At 63.3% G+C, this 17,990-nt stretch carries 16 protein-coding genes; all 16 read right to left on the bottom strand.

What is annotated here, in order from left to right:
• Positions 1–55 precede the first annotated feature (55 nt).
• Complete coding sequence (lpxC, locus tag APH36_RS18810) at positions 56–967, bottom strand: UDP-3-O-acyl-N-acetylglucosamine deacetylase (RefSeq protein WP_016713567.1); 912 nt, start codon at positions 965–967, stop codon at positions 56–58.
• A 112-nt stretch (positions 968–1,079) separates the two neighbouring features.
• Positions 1,080–2,276, bottom strand: coding sequence for a cell division protein FtsZ (gene ftsZ / locus APH36_RS18805; protein WP_003251871.1), 1,197 nt, complete (start codon positions 2,274–2,276; stop codon positions 1,080–1,082).
• A gap of 55 nt (positions 2,277–2,331) precedes the next feature.
• A complete protein-coding gene (gene ftsA, locus APH36_RS18800) occupies positions 2,332–3,594 on the bottom strand; it encodes a cell division protein FtsA (protein WP_016713566.1) in 1,263 nt (420 codons plus the stop codon).
• A gap of 14 nt (positions 3,595–3,608) precedes the next feature.
• A complete protein-coding gene (locus APH36_RS18795; RefSeq protein WP_012274056.1) occupies positions 3,609–4,478 on the bottom strand; it encodes a cell division protein FtsQ/DivIB in 870 nt (289 codons plus the stop codon).
• A 5-nt stretch (positions 4,479–4,483) separates the two neighbouring features.
• Positions 4,484–5,440, bottom strand: a complete 957-nt coding sequence (locus APH36_RS18790) for a D-alanine--D-alanine ligase (protein WP_060499797.1) — start codon at positions 5,438–5,440, stop codon at positions 4,484–4,486.
• The gene (murC, locus tag APH36_RS18785) at positions 5,437–6,885 is read right to left on the bottom strand and encodes a UDP-N-acetylmuramate--L-alanine ligase (RefSeq protein WP_016713564.1); all 1,449 of its coding nucleotides are present in this window, start codon (positions 6,883–6,885) and stop codon (positions 5,437–5,439) included. Before murC ends, APH36_RS18790 begins: the two co-directional genes overlap by 4 nt.
• Positions 6,878–7,957 (bottom strand): undecaprenyldiphospho-muramoylpentapeptide beta-N-acetylglucosaminyltransferase, encoded by a 1,080-nt coding sequence (gene murG / locus APH36_RS18780; protein WP_060499796.1) that lies wholly within the window; start codon positions 7,955–7,957, stop codon positions 6,878–6,880. The genes murC and murG overlap by 8 nt, the downstream gene beginning before the upstream one ends.
• Positions 7,947–9,161 carry a putative lipid II flippase FtsW gene (gene ftsW, locus APH36_RS18775; RefSeq protein ID WP_060499795.1) on the bottom strand — a complete coding sequence of 405 codons (1,215 nt, stop codon included), beginning with the start codon at positions 9,159–9,161 and terminating at the stop codon, positions 7,947–7,949. The genes murG and ftsW overlap by 11 nt, the downstream gene beginning before the upstream one ends.
• Entirely contained in the window at positions 9,158–10,504 is a 1,347-nt protein-coding gene (murD, locus tag APH36_RS18770) for a UDP-N-acetylmuramoyl-L-alanine--D-glutamate ligase (protein ID WP_028698611.1), read from the bottom strand. Before murD ends, ftsW begins: the two co-directional genes overlap by 4 nt.
• Before the next feature lie 6 nt (positions 10,505–10,510).
• On the bottom strand, positions 10,511–11,593 hold the full coding sequence (gene mraY, locus APH36_RS18765) for a phospho-N-acetylmuramoyl-pentapeptide-transferase (protein ID WP_016713560.1): 1,083 nt from the start codon (positions 11,591–11,593) through the stop codon (positions 10,511–10,513).
• Positions 11,593–12,960, bottom strand: a complete 1,368-nt coding sequence (gene murF / locus APH36_RS18760; protein ID WP_060499794.1) for a UDP-N-acetylmuramoyl-tripeptide--D-alanyl-D-alanine ligase — start codon at positions 12,958–12,960, stop codon at positions 11,593–11,595. Before murF ends, mraY begins: the two co-directional genes overlap by 1 nt.
• Positions 12,953–14,443 (bottom strand): UDP-N-acetylmuramoyl-L-alanyl-D-glutamate--2,6-diaminopimelate ligase, encoded by a 1,491-nt coding sequence (locus APH36_RS18755; RefSeq protein WP_177337114.1) that lies wholly within the window; start codon positions 14,441–14,443, stop codon positions 12,953–12,955. Before APH36_RS18755 ends, murF begins: the two co-directional genes overlap by 8 nt.
• Entirely contained in the window at positions 14,440–16,188 is a 1,749-nt protein-coding gene (locus APH36_RS18750) for a penicillin-binding protein 2 (RefSeq protein WP_164525225.1), read from the bottom strand. The genes APH36_RS18755 and APH36_RS18750 overlap by 4 nt, the downstream gene beginning before the upstream one ends.
• The gene (gene ftsL / locus APH36_RS18745) at positions 16,188–16,481 is read right to left on the bottom strand and encodes a cell division protein FtsL (RefSeq protein ID WP_056801817.1); all 294 of its coding nucleotides are present in this window, start codon (positions 16,479–16,481) and stop codon (positions 16,188–16,190) included. Before ftsL ends, APH36_RS18750 begins: the two co-directional genes overlap by 1 nt.
• The gene (gene rsmH, locus APH36_RS18740; RefSeq protein WP_019097348.1) at positions 16,478–17,425 is read right to left on the bottom strand and encodes a 16S rRNA (cytosine(1402)-N(4))-methyltransferase RsmH; all 948 of its coding nucleotides are present in this window, start codon (positions 17,423–17,425) and stop codon (positions 16,478–16,480) included. Before rsmH ends, ftsL begins: the two co-directional genes overlap by 4 nt.
• Entirely contained in the window at positions 17,422–17,877 is a 456-nt protein-coding gene (mraZ, locus tag APH36_RS18735; protein WP_004575120.1) for a division/cell wall cluster transcriptional repressor MraZ, read from the bottom strand. Before mraZ ends, rsmH begins: the two co-directional genes overlap by 4 nt.
• Positions 17,878–17,990: the final 113 nt, after the last annotated feature.

The raw sequence follows: 17,990 nt of genomic DNA, 5'->3' as shown, positions 1-17,990 counted from the left end.
AAAAAAGGCCACCCGAGGGTGGCCTTGATTACAACACTAGAGAGAGTGTTCGAACTTACACGGCCGCAACAGGGCGCATGTACGAGATCGGTGCCGTGCTGGCATCTTCGAAAGTGACCACTTCCCAGGCATCGGTTTCGGCAATCAGCTTGCGCAACAGCTGGTTGTTCAGCGCGTGGCCGGACTTGTAGCCCTTGAACTCGCCGATCAGGCTGTTGCCCAGCAGATACAGGTCGCCAATGGCGTCGAGGATCTTGTGCTTGACGAATTCGTCATCGGAACGAAGGCCGTCTTCGTTAAGCACACCCGTTTCGTCGACGACGATGGCGTTCTCTACACTGCCGCCCAGCGCAAGGTTGTGCTTGCGTAGGTACTCGATGTCACGCATGAAACCGAAGGTGCGGGCGCGGCTGACTTCCTTCACGAACGAGGTGCTGGAAAAGTCGACGACTGCACTCTGGGTCTGGCCCTTGAGGACCGGGTGATCGAAGTCGATCTCGAAGCTCACCTTGAACCCTTCGAAAGGCAGGAACGTGGCGCGCTTGTCGCCCTCTTCCACGGTGACCTCACGCAGGATGCGGATGAACTTCTTGGCTGCGTCCTGTTCTTCCAGGCCGGCAGACTGAATCAGGAATACAAAAGGACCGGCGCTGCCATCCATGATCGGCACTTCCGAGGCGGAGAGCTCGACGTAGGCGTTATCGATGCCCAGGCCCGCCATGGCGGAGAGCAGGTGCTCGACCGTATCGACCTTGACGTCACCGTTGACCAGCGTCGTCGACATGGTTGTCTCGCCGACGTTGGCCGCACGCGCAGGGATTTCGACCACAGGGTCGAGGTCGGCGCGGCGGAAGACGATGCCGGTGTCAACAGGTGCAGGCTTGAGGGTCAGGTAAACCTTCTCCCCGGAGTGCAGACCGACACCTGTGGCACGGATGGTATTCTTCAGGGTGCGTTGTTTAATCATGGCATTGGCCGCTTCAGCGCAAATTGCGAACAGGTATCAACAAAGGCTGGGGATGATAACAGACCCAACCTTTGATGAATACCAATCACCTTTATACCCCTGATAAATTCCATTAATCAGCCTGACGACGCAGGAAAGCCGGGATATCGAGGTAGTCCAGGTCGTCCTGAGGGTTCAGTTTAGCGGCTGCGGCAGCACCTGCATGGGCCTGGTTACGCATTACGGTCGGGCGCTCCAGGTCACGGTAGTTGACCGCTGGCTGCTCCTGACGAACCGGTGCGGGGTTGGATGCTTCGTACGCCTGCTGAGCGGTCTGCAGGGTGTTGTCCACCACTTTGACCGGCTTCTCGATGCGCGCGCCCAGGCCGGTGGCCACAACGGTCACGTGCAGTTCGTCGCGCATGTCCGGGTCGATCACGGTGCCGACCTTGACCATGGCGTGGTCAGAGGCGAAGGCCTCGATGATGCTACCCACATCGGAGTATTCACCCAGCGACAGGTCCGGGCCTGCGGTGATGTTCACCAGGATGCCGCGGGCGCCCTGCAGGTTGACGTCTTCCAGCAGCGGGTTGCGGATGGCAGCCTCGGTGGCTTCACGCGCACGGTTCGGGCCGCTGGCGCAACCAGTACCCATCATGGCCATGCCCATTTCGCCCATCACGGTACGCACGTCGGCGAAGTCGACGTTGATCATGCCCGGACGCTTGATGATGTCGGAGATACCGCGCACGGCACCGGCCAGAACATCGTCAGCCTTGGCGAACGCCGACAGCAGGCTGGCATCCTTGCCCAGGATGGTCAGCAGCTTCTCGTTAGGGATGGTGATCAACGAGTCGACGCTTTCGGCCAGCATGCGGATGCCTTCATCGGCGATCTGCATACGTTTGCGGCCCTCGAACGGGAACGGACGGGTCACCACGGCTACGGTGAGGATGCCCATTTCCTTGGCCACTTCGGCAATGATCGGCGCTGCACCGGTACCGGTACCGCCGCCCATGCCAGTGGTGATGAACACCATGTTGGTGCCCTGCAGCACTTCAGCGATGCGCTCACGGTCTTCCAGCGCGGCCTGACGGCCGACCTCCGGATTGGCACCGGCACCCAGGCCCTTGGTCACGCCAGTGCCCAATTGCAGGATGGTACGCGCACCGATGTTTTTAAGCGCTTGAGCATCGGTGTTGGCGCAAATGAATTCCACGCCTTCGATGCTGCTCTTGACCATGTGGTTGACGGCGTTGCCGCCACCACCACCAACGCCGATCACCTTGATGACCGGGCTTTGCGGGACGTTGTCTACGAGCTCGAACATTTTCCCTCTCCTTACAGTTCTCTAGTTGTTGCGCCTACCACTACTGCTTTGAAACTTAGAAGTTGCCCTGGACCCACTTCTTGAAGCGCTCAAGTACTGGGGCCTTCGGTTCATCGCCATAGCTGTTGTTGCTGCTGTTGCTGTTACCGGTCAGGACCATGTCCTCGGACTGCTTCAGCAGACCGTAGGTGAGCAGGCCCACGCCGGTGGAATAGATCGGGTTGCGCACCACGTCGCTCAGCCCCCGAACGCTGTGCGGTACGCCCAGGCGTACCGGCATGTGGAAGATTTCCTCGGCCAGTTCCACGGCACCTTCCATCTTCGCGGTGCCGCCGGTGAGGACGATGCCGGCCGGCACCAGGTCCTCGTAGCCGCTGCGGCGCAGCTCGGCCTGGATCAGGGTGAAGAGCTCGTCGTAACGTGGCTCCACCACCTCGGCCAGGGCCTGGCGCGACAGCTCGCGCGGTGGGCGGTCGCCCACGCTCGGCACCTTGATGGTCTCGCCGGCACCGGCCAGTTTGGCCAGGGCGCAGGCGTAGCGGATCTTGATTTCTTCGGCGTACTGGGTCGGGGTACGCAGGGCCATGGCGATGTCGTTGGTCACCTGGTCGCCGGCAATCGGGATGACCGCGGTGTGACGAATGGCGCCTTCGGTGAAGATGGCGATGTCGGTGGTGCCACCACCGATGTCCACCAGGCATACGCCCAGTTCTTTTTCATCGTCGGTCAGCACCGAGTACGCCGAGGCCAGCTGCTCGAGGATGATGTCGTCGATTTCCAGGCCACAGCGGCGTACACACTTCTCGATGTTCTGCGCCGCATTCACTGCGCAGGTGACCACGTGAACCTTGGCTTCCAGACGCACGCCCGACATGCCCAGTGGCTCGCGCACGCCTTCCTGGTTGTCGATCACGTAGTCCTGCGGCAGAGTGTGCAGCACACGCTGGTCGGCCGGAATAGCCACGGCCTGGGCGGCGTCGAGCACGCGCTCCAGGTCGGCCAGGCTGACCTCGCGGTCGCGGATGGCGACGATGCCGTGGGAGTTCAGGCTGCGGATGTGGTTGCCGGCCACGCCAACGAAGGCCGAGTGGATACGGCAGCCGGCCATCAGCTGGGCTTCTTCCACCGCACGCTGGATCGACTGCACGGTGGACTCGATGTTCACCACCACGCCTTTCTTCAGGCCGCGGGACGGATGGGTGCCGATCCCGACGATTTCCAGGGTGCCGTCTTCGCCCACTTCGCCCACCAGCGCCACCACCTTGGAGGTGCCAATGTCCAGCCCGACGATCATTTTGCCGCTATGCGCGTTTGCCATGGTCCTGCCTCTCTCTAATTCTTCGCAACGGCGGGTTGGGCCGTCGTCGGTGCAATCGGTTCCCGCCAGCCAACGGCAAGTCCGTTGGAATAACGCAGATCAATGCGGGCGATAGTGGTGATCTGGTCTTTGAGTGTCTTGTCGTAAATGGCAATGAAACGGCGCATCTTCTCCACCAGATGGTCGCGCCCCAGCAGCAGCTCGATGCCTGGCCCGGCGCTGCTCGCGCCCGTGGTCAGGAACCAGCTGCCTCGCTCGCGCAGCTCCAGGCGAGCGATGGAAAAGCCCAGGGGGCGCAGCATCTGGCTCAATACCTGATACTGCTGCATGACTTGTTGCTGAGCACGTTGCGGCCCGGCCAGCTGCGGCAGGTGCTCGTAGTTGGCCAGTTCACGCGGGGTAAAGGCCTGGCCCTGGTTGTTGAGCAAGGCTTCGTCACCCCAGCGTGCCACCGGCAGCTGTTCTTCCAGGCGGATCACCACCTCGTCGGGCCACACCCGGCGCACTTCGGCGTGGGCGATCCATGGCATCTGTTCGAGTTCCGCACGCATCGCCGGCAGGTCGACGCTGAAGAAACTCGCCGCCACGTAGGGCGCGATACGCTGCTGCACCGATTGCTGGCTGATGTAGCTGAGGTCACCCTGCACGTCGATCTTGGTGATCGGCCGGTCGGCATAGGGCATCAGGCGAATGGCACCCTCATAGGCACCAAAGCCGGCCGCCACCAGCAGCACCGGCCACAGCAGGCGTTTGAGGCCGCCCAGGCTTGGACGCGGCAGGCGCGCCGATACGGGCTCGTCGGCCACCAGCCGGCTGGCACCACGCGGCACCGGCTTACTACGGCCGGTAACGGGTTGCTGCTGACGTATCATCGCGCCTTGCATGGTTATTAACCTCGCGTCGCCACGCTTTCAGCCAGGATTGCCAGCACCAGTTGCTGGAAGTCCAGGCCAGCCGCGCGGGCCGCCATGGGCACCAGGCTATGATCAGTCATGCCGGGTGCGGTGTTGACTTCGAGCAGCCAGAACCGGCCCTGCTCGTCCTGCATCACGTCCAGACGCCCCCAGCCTTCGATGCCGATGGCATCGCAGGCGCGTGCGGTCAGGTCGATCAGTTCCTGTTCCTTGTCACTGTCCAGGCCGCACGGGATGCGGTACTGGGTATCGTTGGCGATGTACTTGGCGTCGTAGTCGTAGAACACATGCGGCGTCCCCAGTGCGATCGGCGGCAGCACCTGACCGCGCAAGACCGCGATGGTGAACTCCGGGCCGTGGATCCACTGTTCCACCAGTACCTGGGAATCGTATTTGGCGGCGTCCTGCCAGGCAGCGACCAGTTCCTGGGCGCTGTTCACCTTGGCCATGCCGATGCTAGAGCCTTCATGGGCGGGTTTGACGATAAGCGGGAAGCCCAGTTCCGTACTGGCCTGCAAACAATCGCTTTCGCTCGCCAATACCGCGTGGCGCGGGGTGGGAATACCCAGGCTCTGCCACACCTGTTTGGTGCGCAGCTTGTCCATGGCCAACGCCGAGGCAAGGATGCCACTGCCGGTGTAGGGGATGCCCAGGCACTCCAGCAGGCCTTGCATGCTGCCGTCTTCACCGCCACGGCCGTGGAGGATGATGAAGGCGCGGTCGATCTTCTCACTTTGCAGGCGGTCGAGCAGGTCGTCGCCCACATCGATGGCGACCACGTCGACACCGGCAGTGGTCAGGGCATCGATCACCGCAGCGCCGGACTTCAGCGACACTTCACGCTCGGCGCTTTTGCCACCGTACAGCACGGCGACACGGCCGAACGCCTTGACGTCCAGGGTTGAGTGCAGCTTTTCGTAGGCGCTGGTCATTTCGACTTCTCCTGCTTGGCGCCAGCGAACAGCGGGCTTTTCATCAGTTGCGGGGCGAGGCCGCCGACATCACCGGCACCCTGGCAGATCAGGATGTCACCTGCGCGCAGCAGCGGTTTCACCAGCGGTGCCAGCTCGGCGCCACGTTCGATGTAGATCGGGTCCAGCTTGCCGCGCTGACGGATGCTGTGGCAAAGCTGGCGGCTGTCGGCACCGGGAATCGGCTCTTCGCCGGCCGGGTAGACCTCCATCAGCAGCAACACGTTGGCATCGCCCAGCACCTGGACGAAATCGTCGTACAGGTCGCGGGTGCGGCTGTAGCGGTGCGGCTGGTAGACGATCACCAGGCGGCGGCTTGGCCACCCCCCCCGCACGGCCTTGATCACCGCCGCCACTTCGGTCGGGTGGTGGCCGTAGTCGTCGACCAGCATCACGCTGCCGCCTTCGACCGGCAGTTCGCCATACACCTGGAAACGTCGACCGACACCCTGGAAGCCAGACAAGCCCTGGATGATGGCCTCGTCGGTGATGCCTTCGTCAGTGGCGATGGCAATGGTGGCCAGGGCGTTGAGCACGTTGTGGTTGCCGGGCATGTTCACCGACACCTCAAGCGGCTCGCGGTCGCGACGCAGCACGGTGAAGTGCGTTTGCATGCCCTGCTGGCGCACGTTGATGGCGCGGATGTCGGCCTCTTCGCTGAAGCCATAGGTTACGGTCGGGCGCTTCACCTGCGGCAGGATCTCGCGCACCACCGGGTCGTCCAGGCACATCACGGCCAAGCCGTAGAACGGCAGGTTGTGCAGGAACTCGACGAAGGTTTTCTTCAGCTTGTTGAAGTCACCTTCATAGGTCGCCATGTGGTCGGCGTCGATGTTAGTGACCACGGCTACCATCGGCTGCAGGTGCAGGAAGCTGGCATCGCTTTCATCCGCTTCGGCGATCAGGTAGCGGCTGGTACCCAGCTGGGCATTGGTGCCGGCAGCGGTCAGGCGGCCACCGATGACGAAGGTCGGGTCCAGGCCGCCGGCGGCGAACACCGAGGCCAGCAGGCTGGTGGTGGTGGTCTTGCCGTGGGTACCGGCCACGGCCACGCCATGGCGGTAGCGCATCAGCTCGGCAAGCATCTCGGCGCGCGGCACTACCGGAATGCGGCGCTCCAGGGCGGTGGCCACTTCCGGGTTGGCCGGGTTGATGGCGCTGGACACCACCAGCACATCGGCGGTGGCGGCGTTCTCGGCGCGGTGGCCGACGAAGATCTCGGCACCGAACGATTCCAGGCGCTCGGTCACCGGCGAGGCTTTCAGGTCGGAACCGGACACTTCATAGCCCAGGTTCAGCAACACTTCGGCAATGCCGCACATGCCCACGCCGCCGATACCGACGAAGTGGATACGGCGGATACGGCCCATCTTCGGTTGGGGCATGGCTTTCTGGCTCTCAACCATGGGCCACCTCCAGGCAGATATCGACCACGGTGCTGGTTGCGGCAGGTTTGGCCAGGCGCCGTGCGGTGCCTGCCATGACGTTGAGTTTTTCGGGTTGCATCAGCACCTCGTTCAGGCGTTCAGCGAGCTGCGCTGCGCCAGTTGTCGCTTGTGGCATCAGGAAGGCAGCGCCTTCTCGGGCCAGATATTGGGCGTTGTGGGTCTGGTGATCGTCGATGGCGTGGGGCAAAGGCACCAGCATCGAGGGCAGGCCTGCTGCCGCCAGCTCGCTGACGGTCAGGGCACCGGCCCGGCACACCACCATGTCGGCCCAGCCATAGGCTTGGGCCATGTCCTTGATAAAGGGCTCTACCTGAGCCTCGACGCCCGCCTCGTGATAACGCTCGGCGGTAATCGGCGCGTGTTGCTTGCCGGCCTGGTGGAACACCTCTGGCCGCAGGGTGGCGGGCACTTCGGACAGGGCCTTAGGCAACAATTTGTTCAATGGTTCCGCACCCAGACTGCCACCGAGCACCAGCAGGCGTGCACGGCGCTCGGCCAGGGGGGCGCGTTGCGCTTCCATGAACAGCTCCGGGCGCACCGGGTTGCCGGTGGTACGACGCTTGTCGCTGGCCTCGAAGGTGTTCGGGAAAGCTTCGCAGACCCGCGCCGAGAGCGGCACCAGCAGCCGATTGGCGGTACCTGCACGCGCGTTCTGTTCGTGGATCACCAGCGGCACGCCACACAACCGCGCGGCCACACCGCCGGGGCCGGTCACGTAGCCACCAAAGCCCAGCACGCACACCGGCTTGAGCTGGCGAATGATGCGCCGAGCCTGCAGCACGGCCTTGACCAGGGTGAACGGCGCCTTGAGCAGCGACAGTTTGCTTTTGCCGCGCAGGCCGCTGACCTGAATCAGGTGCAGTGGCAAGCCAGCCTGTGGCACCAGCTCGTTCTCAATGCCACGCGGGGTGCCCAGCCAGTGCACGCTGTAACCGCGCGCCTGGAACTCCCGCGCGCAGGCCAGGGCCGGGAACACGTGGCCCCCGGTGCCGCCAGCCATGATCAATACGTTCTTGCCGTCAGCGGCCATGACTGGTCTCCTCGGCAAAATCGCTTTCGCTGAATTCGTGTTCCTCGCTGCCCAGGTGCGTACGGCTTTCCCACTCGATGCGCAGCAGCAAACCCACGCAGGCGCAGCAGATCACCAGCGAGCTACCTCCGTAACTGAGGAACGGCAGGGTCAGGCCTTTGGTCGGCAGCAGGCCGACGTTTACGCCGATGTTGATCAGGAACTGGCCAATCCACAGGAAGGCCAGGCCAAAGGCCACATACGCTGCAAAGAACTGCTTGGCTTTTTCGGCCCACAGGCCGATGTACAGGGCACGCACGGTGACGAACACGAACAATGCGATGGTCACCAGCGAACCGACGACGCCCAGTTCTTCGGCCAATACCGAGAACACGAAGTCGGTGTGCGCCTCGGGCAGGTAGAACTGCTTCTGCACGCTGTTGCCCAGGCCAACGCCCAGCCACTCGCCACGGCCGAAGGCGATCAGTGCCTGGGTCAACTGGTAGCCCGAGCCGAACTGGTCGGACCACGGGTCGGTAAAGGTAATAAGTCGCGCCATCCGGTACGGCTGCGCCTGTACCAGTACGAACACCGCCAGCACCGCCAACACCACCATCAGACTGAAGCGGAACAGCCCCACCCCGCCCAGGAACAGCATGGCCGCCGCGGCACCCATCATTACCACGGTGGCGCCGAAGTCCGGCTCCATCAGCAACAGGGCAGCCATGGGCAGCAGCACGATGAACGGTTTGAAAAAGCCCATCCAGGTCTCGCGTACCTCGGTTTGCCGACGTACCAGGTAACCGGCCAGGTAAACGACCACGAATACCTTGGCGATTTCCGAAGGCTGCACGTTGAAGAAGCTGAAACCGATCCAGCGCATCGAACCGTTCACCTCACGGCCGATACCCGGCACCAGCACCAGCACCAGCAGGCCGAAGGCGCCCAGCAGCATCATGAAGCCCATGCGCTGCCAGGTGGCGATCGGCACCAGCATGGTGGCGCCACAGGCCACCAGGCCCAGGAACACGTACACCAGGTGGCGGAACATGTGATAAAGCGGGTTGCCCGACTGCACCGCAGCCACTTCCGACGACGCCGAGGTGATCATCACCAGGCCCAGGCCCAGCAAGGCCAGGCAGCCGGCGAGCATCGGGAAGTCCAGGTCGATGCCACGGCCGCTGATCAGCGGCGACGGGTAGGGCTTGAAGATGCCGAAGATCATGCAAGGCCTCCCGCTGCCTGGGCGAACAGGCGCCCGCGCTCTTCGAAGTTCTTGAACATGTCGAGGCTGGCACATGCGGGCGACAGCAGCACGGCATCGCCGGCCTGAGCCAGTTCGGCACACTGTTGCACGGCGTCATCAAGGGTCTTGACCCGTACCAGTGGCACGTCATCACCCAGGGCCTCGGCCAGGCGCTCGGCATCACGGCCAAGCAGTACCACGGCCCGGCAGAAGCGCTTGACCGGCTCACGCAAGGCCGTGAACTCGGCACCTTTGCCGTCGCCACCGGCGATCAATACCAATTTGCCTTCGATATCGGCACCCAGGCCTTCGATGGCGGCCAAAGCTGCACCGACGTTGGTGGCCTTGGAATCGTCGTACCAGTTCACGCCATTGCGCTCACGCACCCACTGGCAGCGATGGGCCAGGCCACCGAACTCGCGCAGGGCTTCGAGCATGGGCTCGAACGGCAGGCCTGCGGCATGCCCCAGGGCCAACGCCGCCAAGGCATTGCTCTGGTTGTGCGCACCGCGAATCTTCAGTTCACGCGCTGGCATCAGCGCCTGGAACTCGAATGCCAGGTATTTCTCGCCATCCACTTCGCGCAGGCCGAAGGCCTTGAAGTCCGGCTGGTTGAGGCCGAAGGTCCAGCACGGGCGGCCTTCCACCGGCAGCGGCCGGCTCAGGGCGTCCTGACGGTTGACCACGACCTGCTTCGCGCCACGGAAAATCCGGTGCTTGGCCAGGTGGTAGGCCGGCAGGCCGCTGTAGCGGTCCATATGGTCTTCGCTGATGTTCAGTACGGTGGCCACTTCAGCATTGAGCTGGTCGGTGGTTTCCAGCTGGAAGCTGGACAGCTCCAGCACGTACAGCTCGACGTCATCGGCCAGCAGGTCCAGCGCCGGGGTACCGAGGTTGCCACCCACCGCTACACGCTTGCCCGCCTTGGCGGCCATTTCGCCGACCAGAGTAGTGACCGTGCTCTTGGCGTTGGAGCCGCTGATGGCAATGATCGGCGCTTTGGCGTTGCGGGCGAACAGTTCGATGTCACCGGACAGTTTCACACCACGCGCAGCAGCCTGCTGCAGGGCTGGCGTGGCCAGGGCCAGGCCAGGGCTTACGTACAGTTCGTTGGCGCGGCACAGGAAGTCCACATCCAGTTCACCACAGCGCACTTCCACCTGCGGGTAATCACGGCGCAGGGTGTCCAGTTCCGGCGGTTGCTCGCGGGTGTCGGCGACCGCAAAGGCAATGCCCCGGTTCGCCAGGAAGCGAACCAGGGACATGCCGCTCTTGCCGAGGCCGACAACGATGCGGAATTGGTCGGAAGCGATCAAAGACACGCTCATCTACCTCAGTTTCAGGGTTGCAAGGCCAATCAGCACCAGAATCACGGTGATGATCCAGAAGCGGACGATCACCCGTGGTTCTGGCCAGCCCTTGAGTTCAAAGTGGTGGTGGATCGGCGCCATGCGGAACACGCGCTTGCCGGTCAGCTTGAAGGAGGCGACCTGGATCACCACCGACAAGGTTTCCATGACGAAGATGCCGCCCATGATGAACAGGACGATTTCCTGGCGAACGATCACCGCGATGGTGCCCAGCGCCGCGCCCAGCGCCAGCGCACCGACATCACCCATGAAGACTTGTGCCGGGTAGGTGTTGAACCACAGGAAGCCCAGGCCGGCACCGATCAGCGCGCCACAGAACACGATGAGTTCGCCCGAGCCCGGAACGTAAGGGATCAGCAGGTATTCGGCGAACTTCACGTTACCCGACAGGTAGCAGAAGATGCCCAGGGCGCCGCCGACCATCACCGTCGGCATGATTGCCAGGCCGTCGAGGCCGTCGGTGAGGTTGACCGCGTTGCTGGAGCCGACGATGACGAAGTAGGTCAGCACCACGAAGCCGATGCCCAGCGGGATGGTGACGTCCTTGATGAACGGCAGGATCAACGTGGTCTCGACGCTGGTCGGCGCGGTCTTGTACAGGAACACGGCCGCAGCCAGGCCGAACACCGACTGCCAGAAGTACTTCCAGCGGCTTGGCAGGCCACGCGAGTTCTTTTCGATCACCTTGCGGTAGTCATCGACCCATCCGATGGCACCGAATGCGAGCGTTACGATCAGCACCACCCACACGTAGCGGTTGGACAGATCAGCCCACAGCAGCGTGCTGATCGCGATGGCCGACAGGATCAATGCGCCACCCATGGTCGGGGTGCCGGACTTGGACAGGTGCGATTGCGGGCCGTCATTACGCACGGCCTGGCCGATCTGACGAATTTGCAGGGTACGGATCATCCACGGCCCCAGCCACAGCGCCAGGGACAACGCGGTCAGCACACCAAGAATCCCGCGCAGGGACAGGTACTGGAAGACCGCGAAGCCTTTGTGGAACTGTTGCAGATACTCGGCCAACAGCAGCAGCATTAATGTTTCTCCCCGCTGGCACCGCACAATGCCGCCACGACGTTTTCCATCGCAGCGCTGCGCGAGCCCTTGATCAAGATAGTGGTGTCGCTGGCACTTTCGGCGCTAACGGCGTCGATCAGCTCAGCTTGAGTAGCGAAATGACGGCCATTGGCGCCGAACGCCTTGACCGCATATGTCATGTTGGAACCCACTGCGTACAGGGCATCGACCTTGCCACGCGCGTAGTCACCCACCTGACGGTGGCCTTCTTCCGCCCATTGCCCCAGTTCGCCGATATCTCCAAGCACCAGGACGGTGCGCCCGGAAAAGCCGGCGAGTATATCAATGGCCGCGCACATGGAGGTGGGATTTGCGTTGTAACTGTCGTCGATTACCCGCACACCGTTCGGCGCGATCTGCGCCACGGTGCGGCCCTTGACCGGTTGTACCGCAGCCAGGCCGGCGGCGATGCCGCTAAGGCTCAGACCAACGGCATGGGCGGCAGCCGCAGCGGCCAAGGCGTTGCTGACGTTGTGGGTACCCAGCAGGTTCAGCTGTACCGGCACGCTGCCATCAGGCCCATGCAGGGTGAACGACGGGCAGCCCCGGGCATCACGGCCAATATGACTGGCGTGGAAGTCTGCCTGCGGGTTATCCAGTGCAAAGGTGAAAATGCGGTGGTCGCCGGCACGCTTGCGCCAGATGTCGAACGCCTTGTCAGCCAGGTTGAGGATGGCAGTGCCGCCCTCGCCCAGGCCTTCGAGAATCTCGCCCTTGGCTTCAACGATCTTTTCCGGCCCGCCGAACTCGCCAACGTGGGCGGTACCGGCGTTGTTGATGATGACCACCTGAGGCTTCGTCAGGCCGACGGTGTAGCGGATTTCACCAATGCGCGAGGCGCCCAGTTCGATCACCGCCGCGCTGTGCTCGGGGGCGATCTCCAGCAGGGTCAGCGGCGCGCCCAGGTCGTTGTTCAGGTTGCCACGGGTGGCATGCACCAAGCCACGGGTACGCAGGATGCCGGCAAGCATTTCCTTGACGGTGGTCTTGCCGCTGGAACCGGTAATGGCAACAACAGGCTTGTCGAAGGCGGCGCGGTTCAAGGCGCCGAGCTGGCCGAGCGCTACCCGGCAATCCTTGACCAGCAATTGCGGCAGGTCGACACCGGCCACTTCACGCTCGACCAGGGCAGCGACTGCGCCTTTGGCCTTCACATCGGCCAGGTAGTCGTGACCATCGAAACGCGGACCGGCCAAGGCGACGAACAGCTGCCCGGCGCTGACGCTGCGGCTGTCGATGCTGACACCGGTGAAGGTGGCCTCGCCACCGATTTGTTGACCACTCAGTGCTGTGGTCAGCTGGCTGAGTGACAGCGGCTTAAGCATGTGGAGCCTCCCAGGCTGCAAGTGCCTTCTCGGCTTCAGTCAGGTCGGAGAAGTCATGGCGCTGGCCATTGATCTCCTGGTAATCCTCGTGCCCCTTGCCGGCCAGCACGATCACGTCGCTGGCAGCAGCGGTGGCAATCAGGTGCGCGATGGCTTCACCACGGCCGGCGACGAACTCGACCTCGGCAGGCTTGGCGAAGCCGGGGCGGATGTCGTCGAAAATGCGCAGCGGGTCTTCAGTGCGCGGGTTGTCGTCGGTGACCAGCACGCGGTCGGCCAAGCGCTCGGCCACTTCGGCCATCAGTGGGCGCTTGCCACGGTCGCGGTCTCCACCGCAGCCAAACAGGCACAGCAGCTTGCCGTGGGCGTGCGGGCGCAGGGCTTCAAGCACTTTCTCGAGGGCGTCCGGGGTGTGCGCGTAGTCGACCACCACCAGCGGCTTGTCGCCGCCACCCAGGCGCTGCATGCGGCCTACCGGCCCTTGCAGGTGCGGGGTGACCTTGAGAATTTCGTCCAACGAATAGTCCAGCGCCAGCAGGGTCGCCACGGCAGCCAGCATGTTGCTCAGGTTGAAGCGGCCCAACAGCTGGCTGCGCAGAGCGCGCTCACCCTGGGCGGTGACCAGGGTGGCACGCACACCATCGTCATTGAATACGGCTTCGCGGCAGAACAGCGAAGCGTCCGGGTTTTCCAGGCTGTAGCTAAGCAGCCGGGTCTCGATGTGATCGACACTCGGGCGCCGGGCAAAGTCATCGGCCAGGCGACGCCCAAAGGCGTCATCCAGGTTGACCACCTGGCAACGCAGGCTCGGCCAGGCGAACAGCTTGGCCTTGGCGGCCTCATAGGCCTCCATGCTGCCGTGATAGTCGAGGTGGTCGCGGGAGAGATTGGTCATCACCGCGATGTCGAATTCCAGTGCGGCAACCCGGCCTTGCTCCAGCGCATGGGAGGAAACCTCCATGGCCACAGCCTTGGCGCCACCTTTCTTGAGGTCGTTGAGGGTCGACTGCACCGCGATCGGGTCGGGCGTGGTCAGGCGACCGCTCTGCAACTCACCGTAGAAGCCGGTCCCCAGGGTGCCAATCAGGCCGCAGCGCTGGCCGAGCAGGTCGAGCGCCTGGGCCACCAACTGGGTAACGCTGGTCTTTCCGTTGGTGCCGGTCACCCCCACCAGGTTCAACTGACGGCTGGGCTCGCCATAGAAACGCCCGGCAATATCCGACAGCTGAGCGATCAGGCCTTTGACCGGAATCAGCGGCACATCGGTCAGCGGCAGCACGTTGGCGCCCTGCTCTTCGTAGGCCACTGCAGCGGCGCCACGGGCCAGCGCATCGGCAATATGCTCGCGACCATCGACCTTGGCGCCCGGCACGGCCAGGAACAGGTCACCCGGGCGCACATTGCGGCTGTCCAGGGTCAGCTCACGAATCAGCGGGTCACGACTGGCGTGGGCGAAAAGTTTGCTCAATGGCATTGTCATCATCCACGCCCTCCCTTGGCGGCTGCTGCGTTGACTTGCGATTGCACGGCGGGTGCCGCTGGCGCGGGTGGCGGCAGGTTATCTGGCGGCACGTTCATCAGACGCAAGGTGCCGGACATGACCTTGCTGAATACCGGCGCAGAAACCAGGCCACCGAAGTAGCCGCCTTTGCCCGGCTCGTCGATGACCACGACGATGGCATAGCGCGGGTCGCTCATCGGACCGAAGCCGGCGAACAGCGAGCGGTAGGCGTTTTCGGTGTAGCCCTTGGAACCCACGGTGGCCTTACGCGCGGTACCGGACTTGCCGGCCACGTGATAGAACGGCACCTGGGCGCGGAACACACCACGCGGCGCTTCGATCACCTGCTGCAGCATGCCCTGAACGGTTTCGGCGGTTTCCTTTGGAATGGCCTGCACAGCGTCCGGCGCCTTGTCGACCTTGAGGATCGACAGCGGCACCATCTTGCCGTCGTTGGCCAGCGCCGCGTAGGCATGCACCAGTTGCAGGGCGGTCACCGACACGCCATAGCCATAGGACAAGGTTGCGGTCTCAGCCTTGCGCCACTCGCGGTGATTAGGCAGGTTACCGACGCGCTCACCCGGGAAACCCAGACCGGTGTACTGGCCCAGGCCGACCTGGGACATGACGCGGTAGATAGCCTCACCGCCAATGTCGAAGGCGATCTTGCTCATGCCGACGTTACTGGAGTTGATCAGGATCCCGGTCAGGTCGAGGATCGGGCCTTCACTGCGCGATACGTCCTTGATGGTGTAGCGGCCGATCTGCAGGCTGCCCGGGTACACCTCGACCTTGTCGGTCGGCTTCCAGCGCCCGCTCTGCAGGGCCGCACTCATGGAGATCGGCTTGACCGTGGAGCCTGGCTCGAACACGTCGATGATCGCCCGGTTACGCATGGCCGCCGGGAACATGCTGCGGCGGTTGTTGGGGTTGTAGGTCGGCTGGTTGACCATGGCCAGGACCTCACCGGTCTTGACGTCCATGATCACCAGGCTGCCGGCCTTGGCGTCCTGTTCGGCAATGGCATTGCGCAGTTCGCGGGTGGCCAGGTACTGCAGGCGCAGGTCTATCGACAACGCCAAGGTCTTTCCGGCCTTGGCGTTCTTGGTTACCTGGATGTCTTTGATCAGCCTGCCGCGCCGGTCCTTGATCACCTGCCGCTTGCCCGGCACGCCGGCCAGCCATTCGTCATAGGCCAGTTCGACACCTTCGCGACCATGGTCGTCGAGATCAGTGAAGCCGACCATGTGCGCGGTGACATCACCCGCCGGATAGAAGCGACGGAATTCTTCCAGGCCGTACACACCAGGCACTTTCAGGTCGAGCACATGCTGGCCCTGCTCCGGGGTCAGGCCGCGGACCAGGTAGATGAATTCCTTGTTGGCTTGCTGGGTCAGGCGCTCGGTCAGCTGCTGCGGGTTTTGCCCCAGCGCTGCGGCCAACTGCGGCCAGCGCTCTTTGGACGCCTGCATTTCCTTGGGGTTTGCCCACAGGGTGGTAACCGGGGTGCTCACGGCCAGCGGTTCACCGTTGCGGTCGGTAATCAGGCCACGGTGCGCCGGAATAGGGATATGACGCAGGCTGCGCGCGTCGCCCTGCCCCTTGAGGAAGTCACGGTCAACGACCTGCAAATCGATGATGCGCCAGCAAATGGCACCGACCATGATGGCCAGCAAGCCGATCACCACGCGGAAGCGCCACGGGTAGAGTGCGCCTTCGAGCTTCATCATGGCGCCACCATCCGCACTTCGTCAGCCGAAGGTACGCGCATCTTCAATTGCTCGGAAGCCAGACTCTCGATACGGCTGGCAGCAGTCCAGGTGCTCTGTTCAAGAATCAGGCGCCCCCACTCGGCCTGGGCCTTGTCACGCTCGTTCAGCTCGCCGTACAAGGTGTTGAGCAACTGACGGTTCCAGTGCGCGCTGTAGGACACGGCGATAGCCGAAACCAGCACGGCAACGAACAGCAGAAGCATCAGGAAGCTTCCGCCTGGCAAGGGTTTGGCAAACAGCCTGCTCACCGCAGCTTCTCCGCCACGCGCATCACGGCGCTACGCGACCGTGGGTTGGCCTTGAGCTCGGCTTCGGAGGCGAACTGGGCCTTGCCGATGAGCTTGATTTTCGGCTCGAAGGCCTTGTGCTGTACCGGCAGGTTACGCGGCAGGTTGTCGGCCTCGCCCTTGACCAGCTTGCGCATGAACAGCTTGACGATACGGTCTTCCAGCGAGTGGAAGCTGATCACCGCCAGGCGGCCACCGACTTCGAGGGCATCGAGCGCGGCCTCGAGGCCGGCTTCCAGGTCACCCAATTCGTTGTTGACGTGAATGCGAAGGCCCTGGAAGGCACGGGTAGCCGGGTTCTTGCCTTTTTCCCAGGCTGGGTTGGCCACCTTGAGTACTTCCGCCAGGTCGGCGGTGCGGGTGAAAGGCTCCTTTTCACGGCGCTCGACCACGGCACGCGCCATGCGGCCGGCGAAGCGCTCTTCACCGTATTCCTTGAAGACGCGGGCAATTTCTTCCACCGGCGCGGTGGCGATGAACTCGGCGGCACTGATGCCCTGGGCCGGGTTCATGCGCATGTCCAGCGGGCCGTCATTGAGGAAGCTGAAACCACGCTCAGGGTCATCCAGCTGCGGCGACGACACGCCAAGGTCCAGCAACACGCCGCTGACCTTGCCGTGCAGGCCGCGCTCGGCCACTTCCGCGCCCAGCTCGGCAAAGCTGCGCTGCACAATGACAAAGCGGCCGTCTTCGGCCGCCAGCGCTTGCCCTGTGGCAATCGCCTGTGGATCTTTATCGAAGCCCAGCAGCCGCCCTTGCGGCCCGAGCTTGCTGAGAATCAGCCGGCTGTGTCCGCCACGGCCAAAGGTGCCGTCCAGATAGCAACCGTCGGCGCGCAGGGCCAATGCCTCGACAGCTTCGTCGAGCAGGACGGTAATGTGGTTGAAGCCGCTATCTATGGTCACAGGATCAGGTCACGCAATTCGTCGGGCATGGCGCCCGGTTGTTGAATAGCTGCAAGGTCGGCTGCCGAAACCGCGTTCCAGGCATCTTCATCCCACAGCTGGAATTTGTTCAGCTGCCCCACCAGCATCGCCTTCTTGTCGAGCTTGGCGTACTCACGCAGGCGGGGCGGTACCAGGAAACGCCCACTGCCATCGAGCTCCAGGTCAACCGCATTGCCGATCAGCAAACGCTGCAGGCGACGGTTTTCCTCACGCAACGATGGCAAGGCACGCAACTTGGCTTCTATCTGTTCCCACTCATCGAGGGGATAAACACACAAGCAGGGGTCCACGGCGTCGATGGTCACGATCAGCTGACCATTGCAACGCGAATCGAGCTCGTCACGGTACCGGCTCGGCATGGCGAGACGGCCCTTGGCATCGAGGCTGACGGCGTTGGCTCCGCGGAACACGGCTGCGACTCCCCACAATGTTAGCTTTTTTGTGCCAGAAAACCCACTTCATCCCACTTTCTGCCACTTGCGCACACTATAGGAATCCGCCCGCAGCACCGTCAAGGCACGTT

Source organism: Pseudomonas sp. NBRC 111133 (assembly GCF_001320605.1).
Lineage (GTDB): Bacteria > Pseudomonadota > Gammaproteobacteria > Pseudomonadales > Pseudomonadaceae > Aquipseudomonas > Aquipseudomonas monteilii.
Note: the sequence above shows the minus strand (reverse complement) of the source record. Positions and strands in the feature narration are given on the sequence as shown.

Bases quoted from the DNA above. Each gene is read 5' to 3' on its own strand.
- lpxC (WP_016713567.1), bottom strand. From the start codon at position 967: ATGATTAAACAACGCACCCTGAAGAATACCATCCGTGCCACAGGTGTC.
- ftsZ (WP_003251871.1), bottom strand. From the start codon at position 2,276: ATGTTCGAGCTCGTAGACAACGTCCCGCAAAGCCCGGTCATCAAGGTG.
- ftsA (WP_016713566.1), bottom strand. From the start codon at position 3,594: ATGGCAAACGCGCATAGCGGCAAAATGATCGTCGGGCTGGACATTGGC.
- APH36_RS18795 (WP_012274056.1), bottom strand. From the start codon at position 4,478: ATGCAAGGCGCGATGATACGTCAGCAGCAACCCGTTACCGGCCGTAGT.
- APH36_RS18790 (WP_060499797.1), bottom strand. From the start codon at position 5,440: ATGACCAGCGCCTACGAAAAGCTGCACTCAACCCTGGACGTCAAGGCG.
- murC (WP_016713564.1), bottom strand. From the start codon at position 6,885: ATGGTTGAGAGCCAGAAAGCCATGCCCCAACCGAAGATGGGCCGTATC.
- murG (WP_060499796.1), bottom strand. From the start codon at position 7,957: ATGGCCGCTGACGGCAAGAACGTATTGATCATGGCTGGCGGCACCGGG.
- ftsW (WP_060499795.1), bottom strand. From the start codon at position 9,161: ATGATCTTCGGCATCTTCAAGCCCTACCCGTCGCCGCTGATCAGCGGC.
- mraY (WP_016713560.1), bottom strand. From the start codon at position 11,593: ATGCTGCTGCTGTTGGCCGAGTATCTGCAACAGTTCCACAAAGGCTTC.
- murF (WP_060499794.1), bottom strand. From the start codon at position 12,960: ATGCTTAAGCCGCTGTCACTCAGCCAGCTGACCACAGCACTGAGTGGT.
- APH36_RS18755 (WP_177337114.1), bottom strand. From the start codon at position 14,443: ATGATGACAATGCCATTGAGCAAACTTTTCGCCCACGCCAGTCGTGAC.
- APH36_RS18750 (WP_164525225.1), bottom strand. From the start codon at position 16,188: ATGAAGCTCGAAGGCGCACTCTACCCGTGGCGCTTCCGCGTGGTGATC.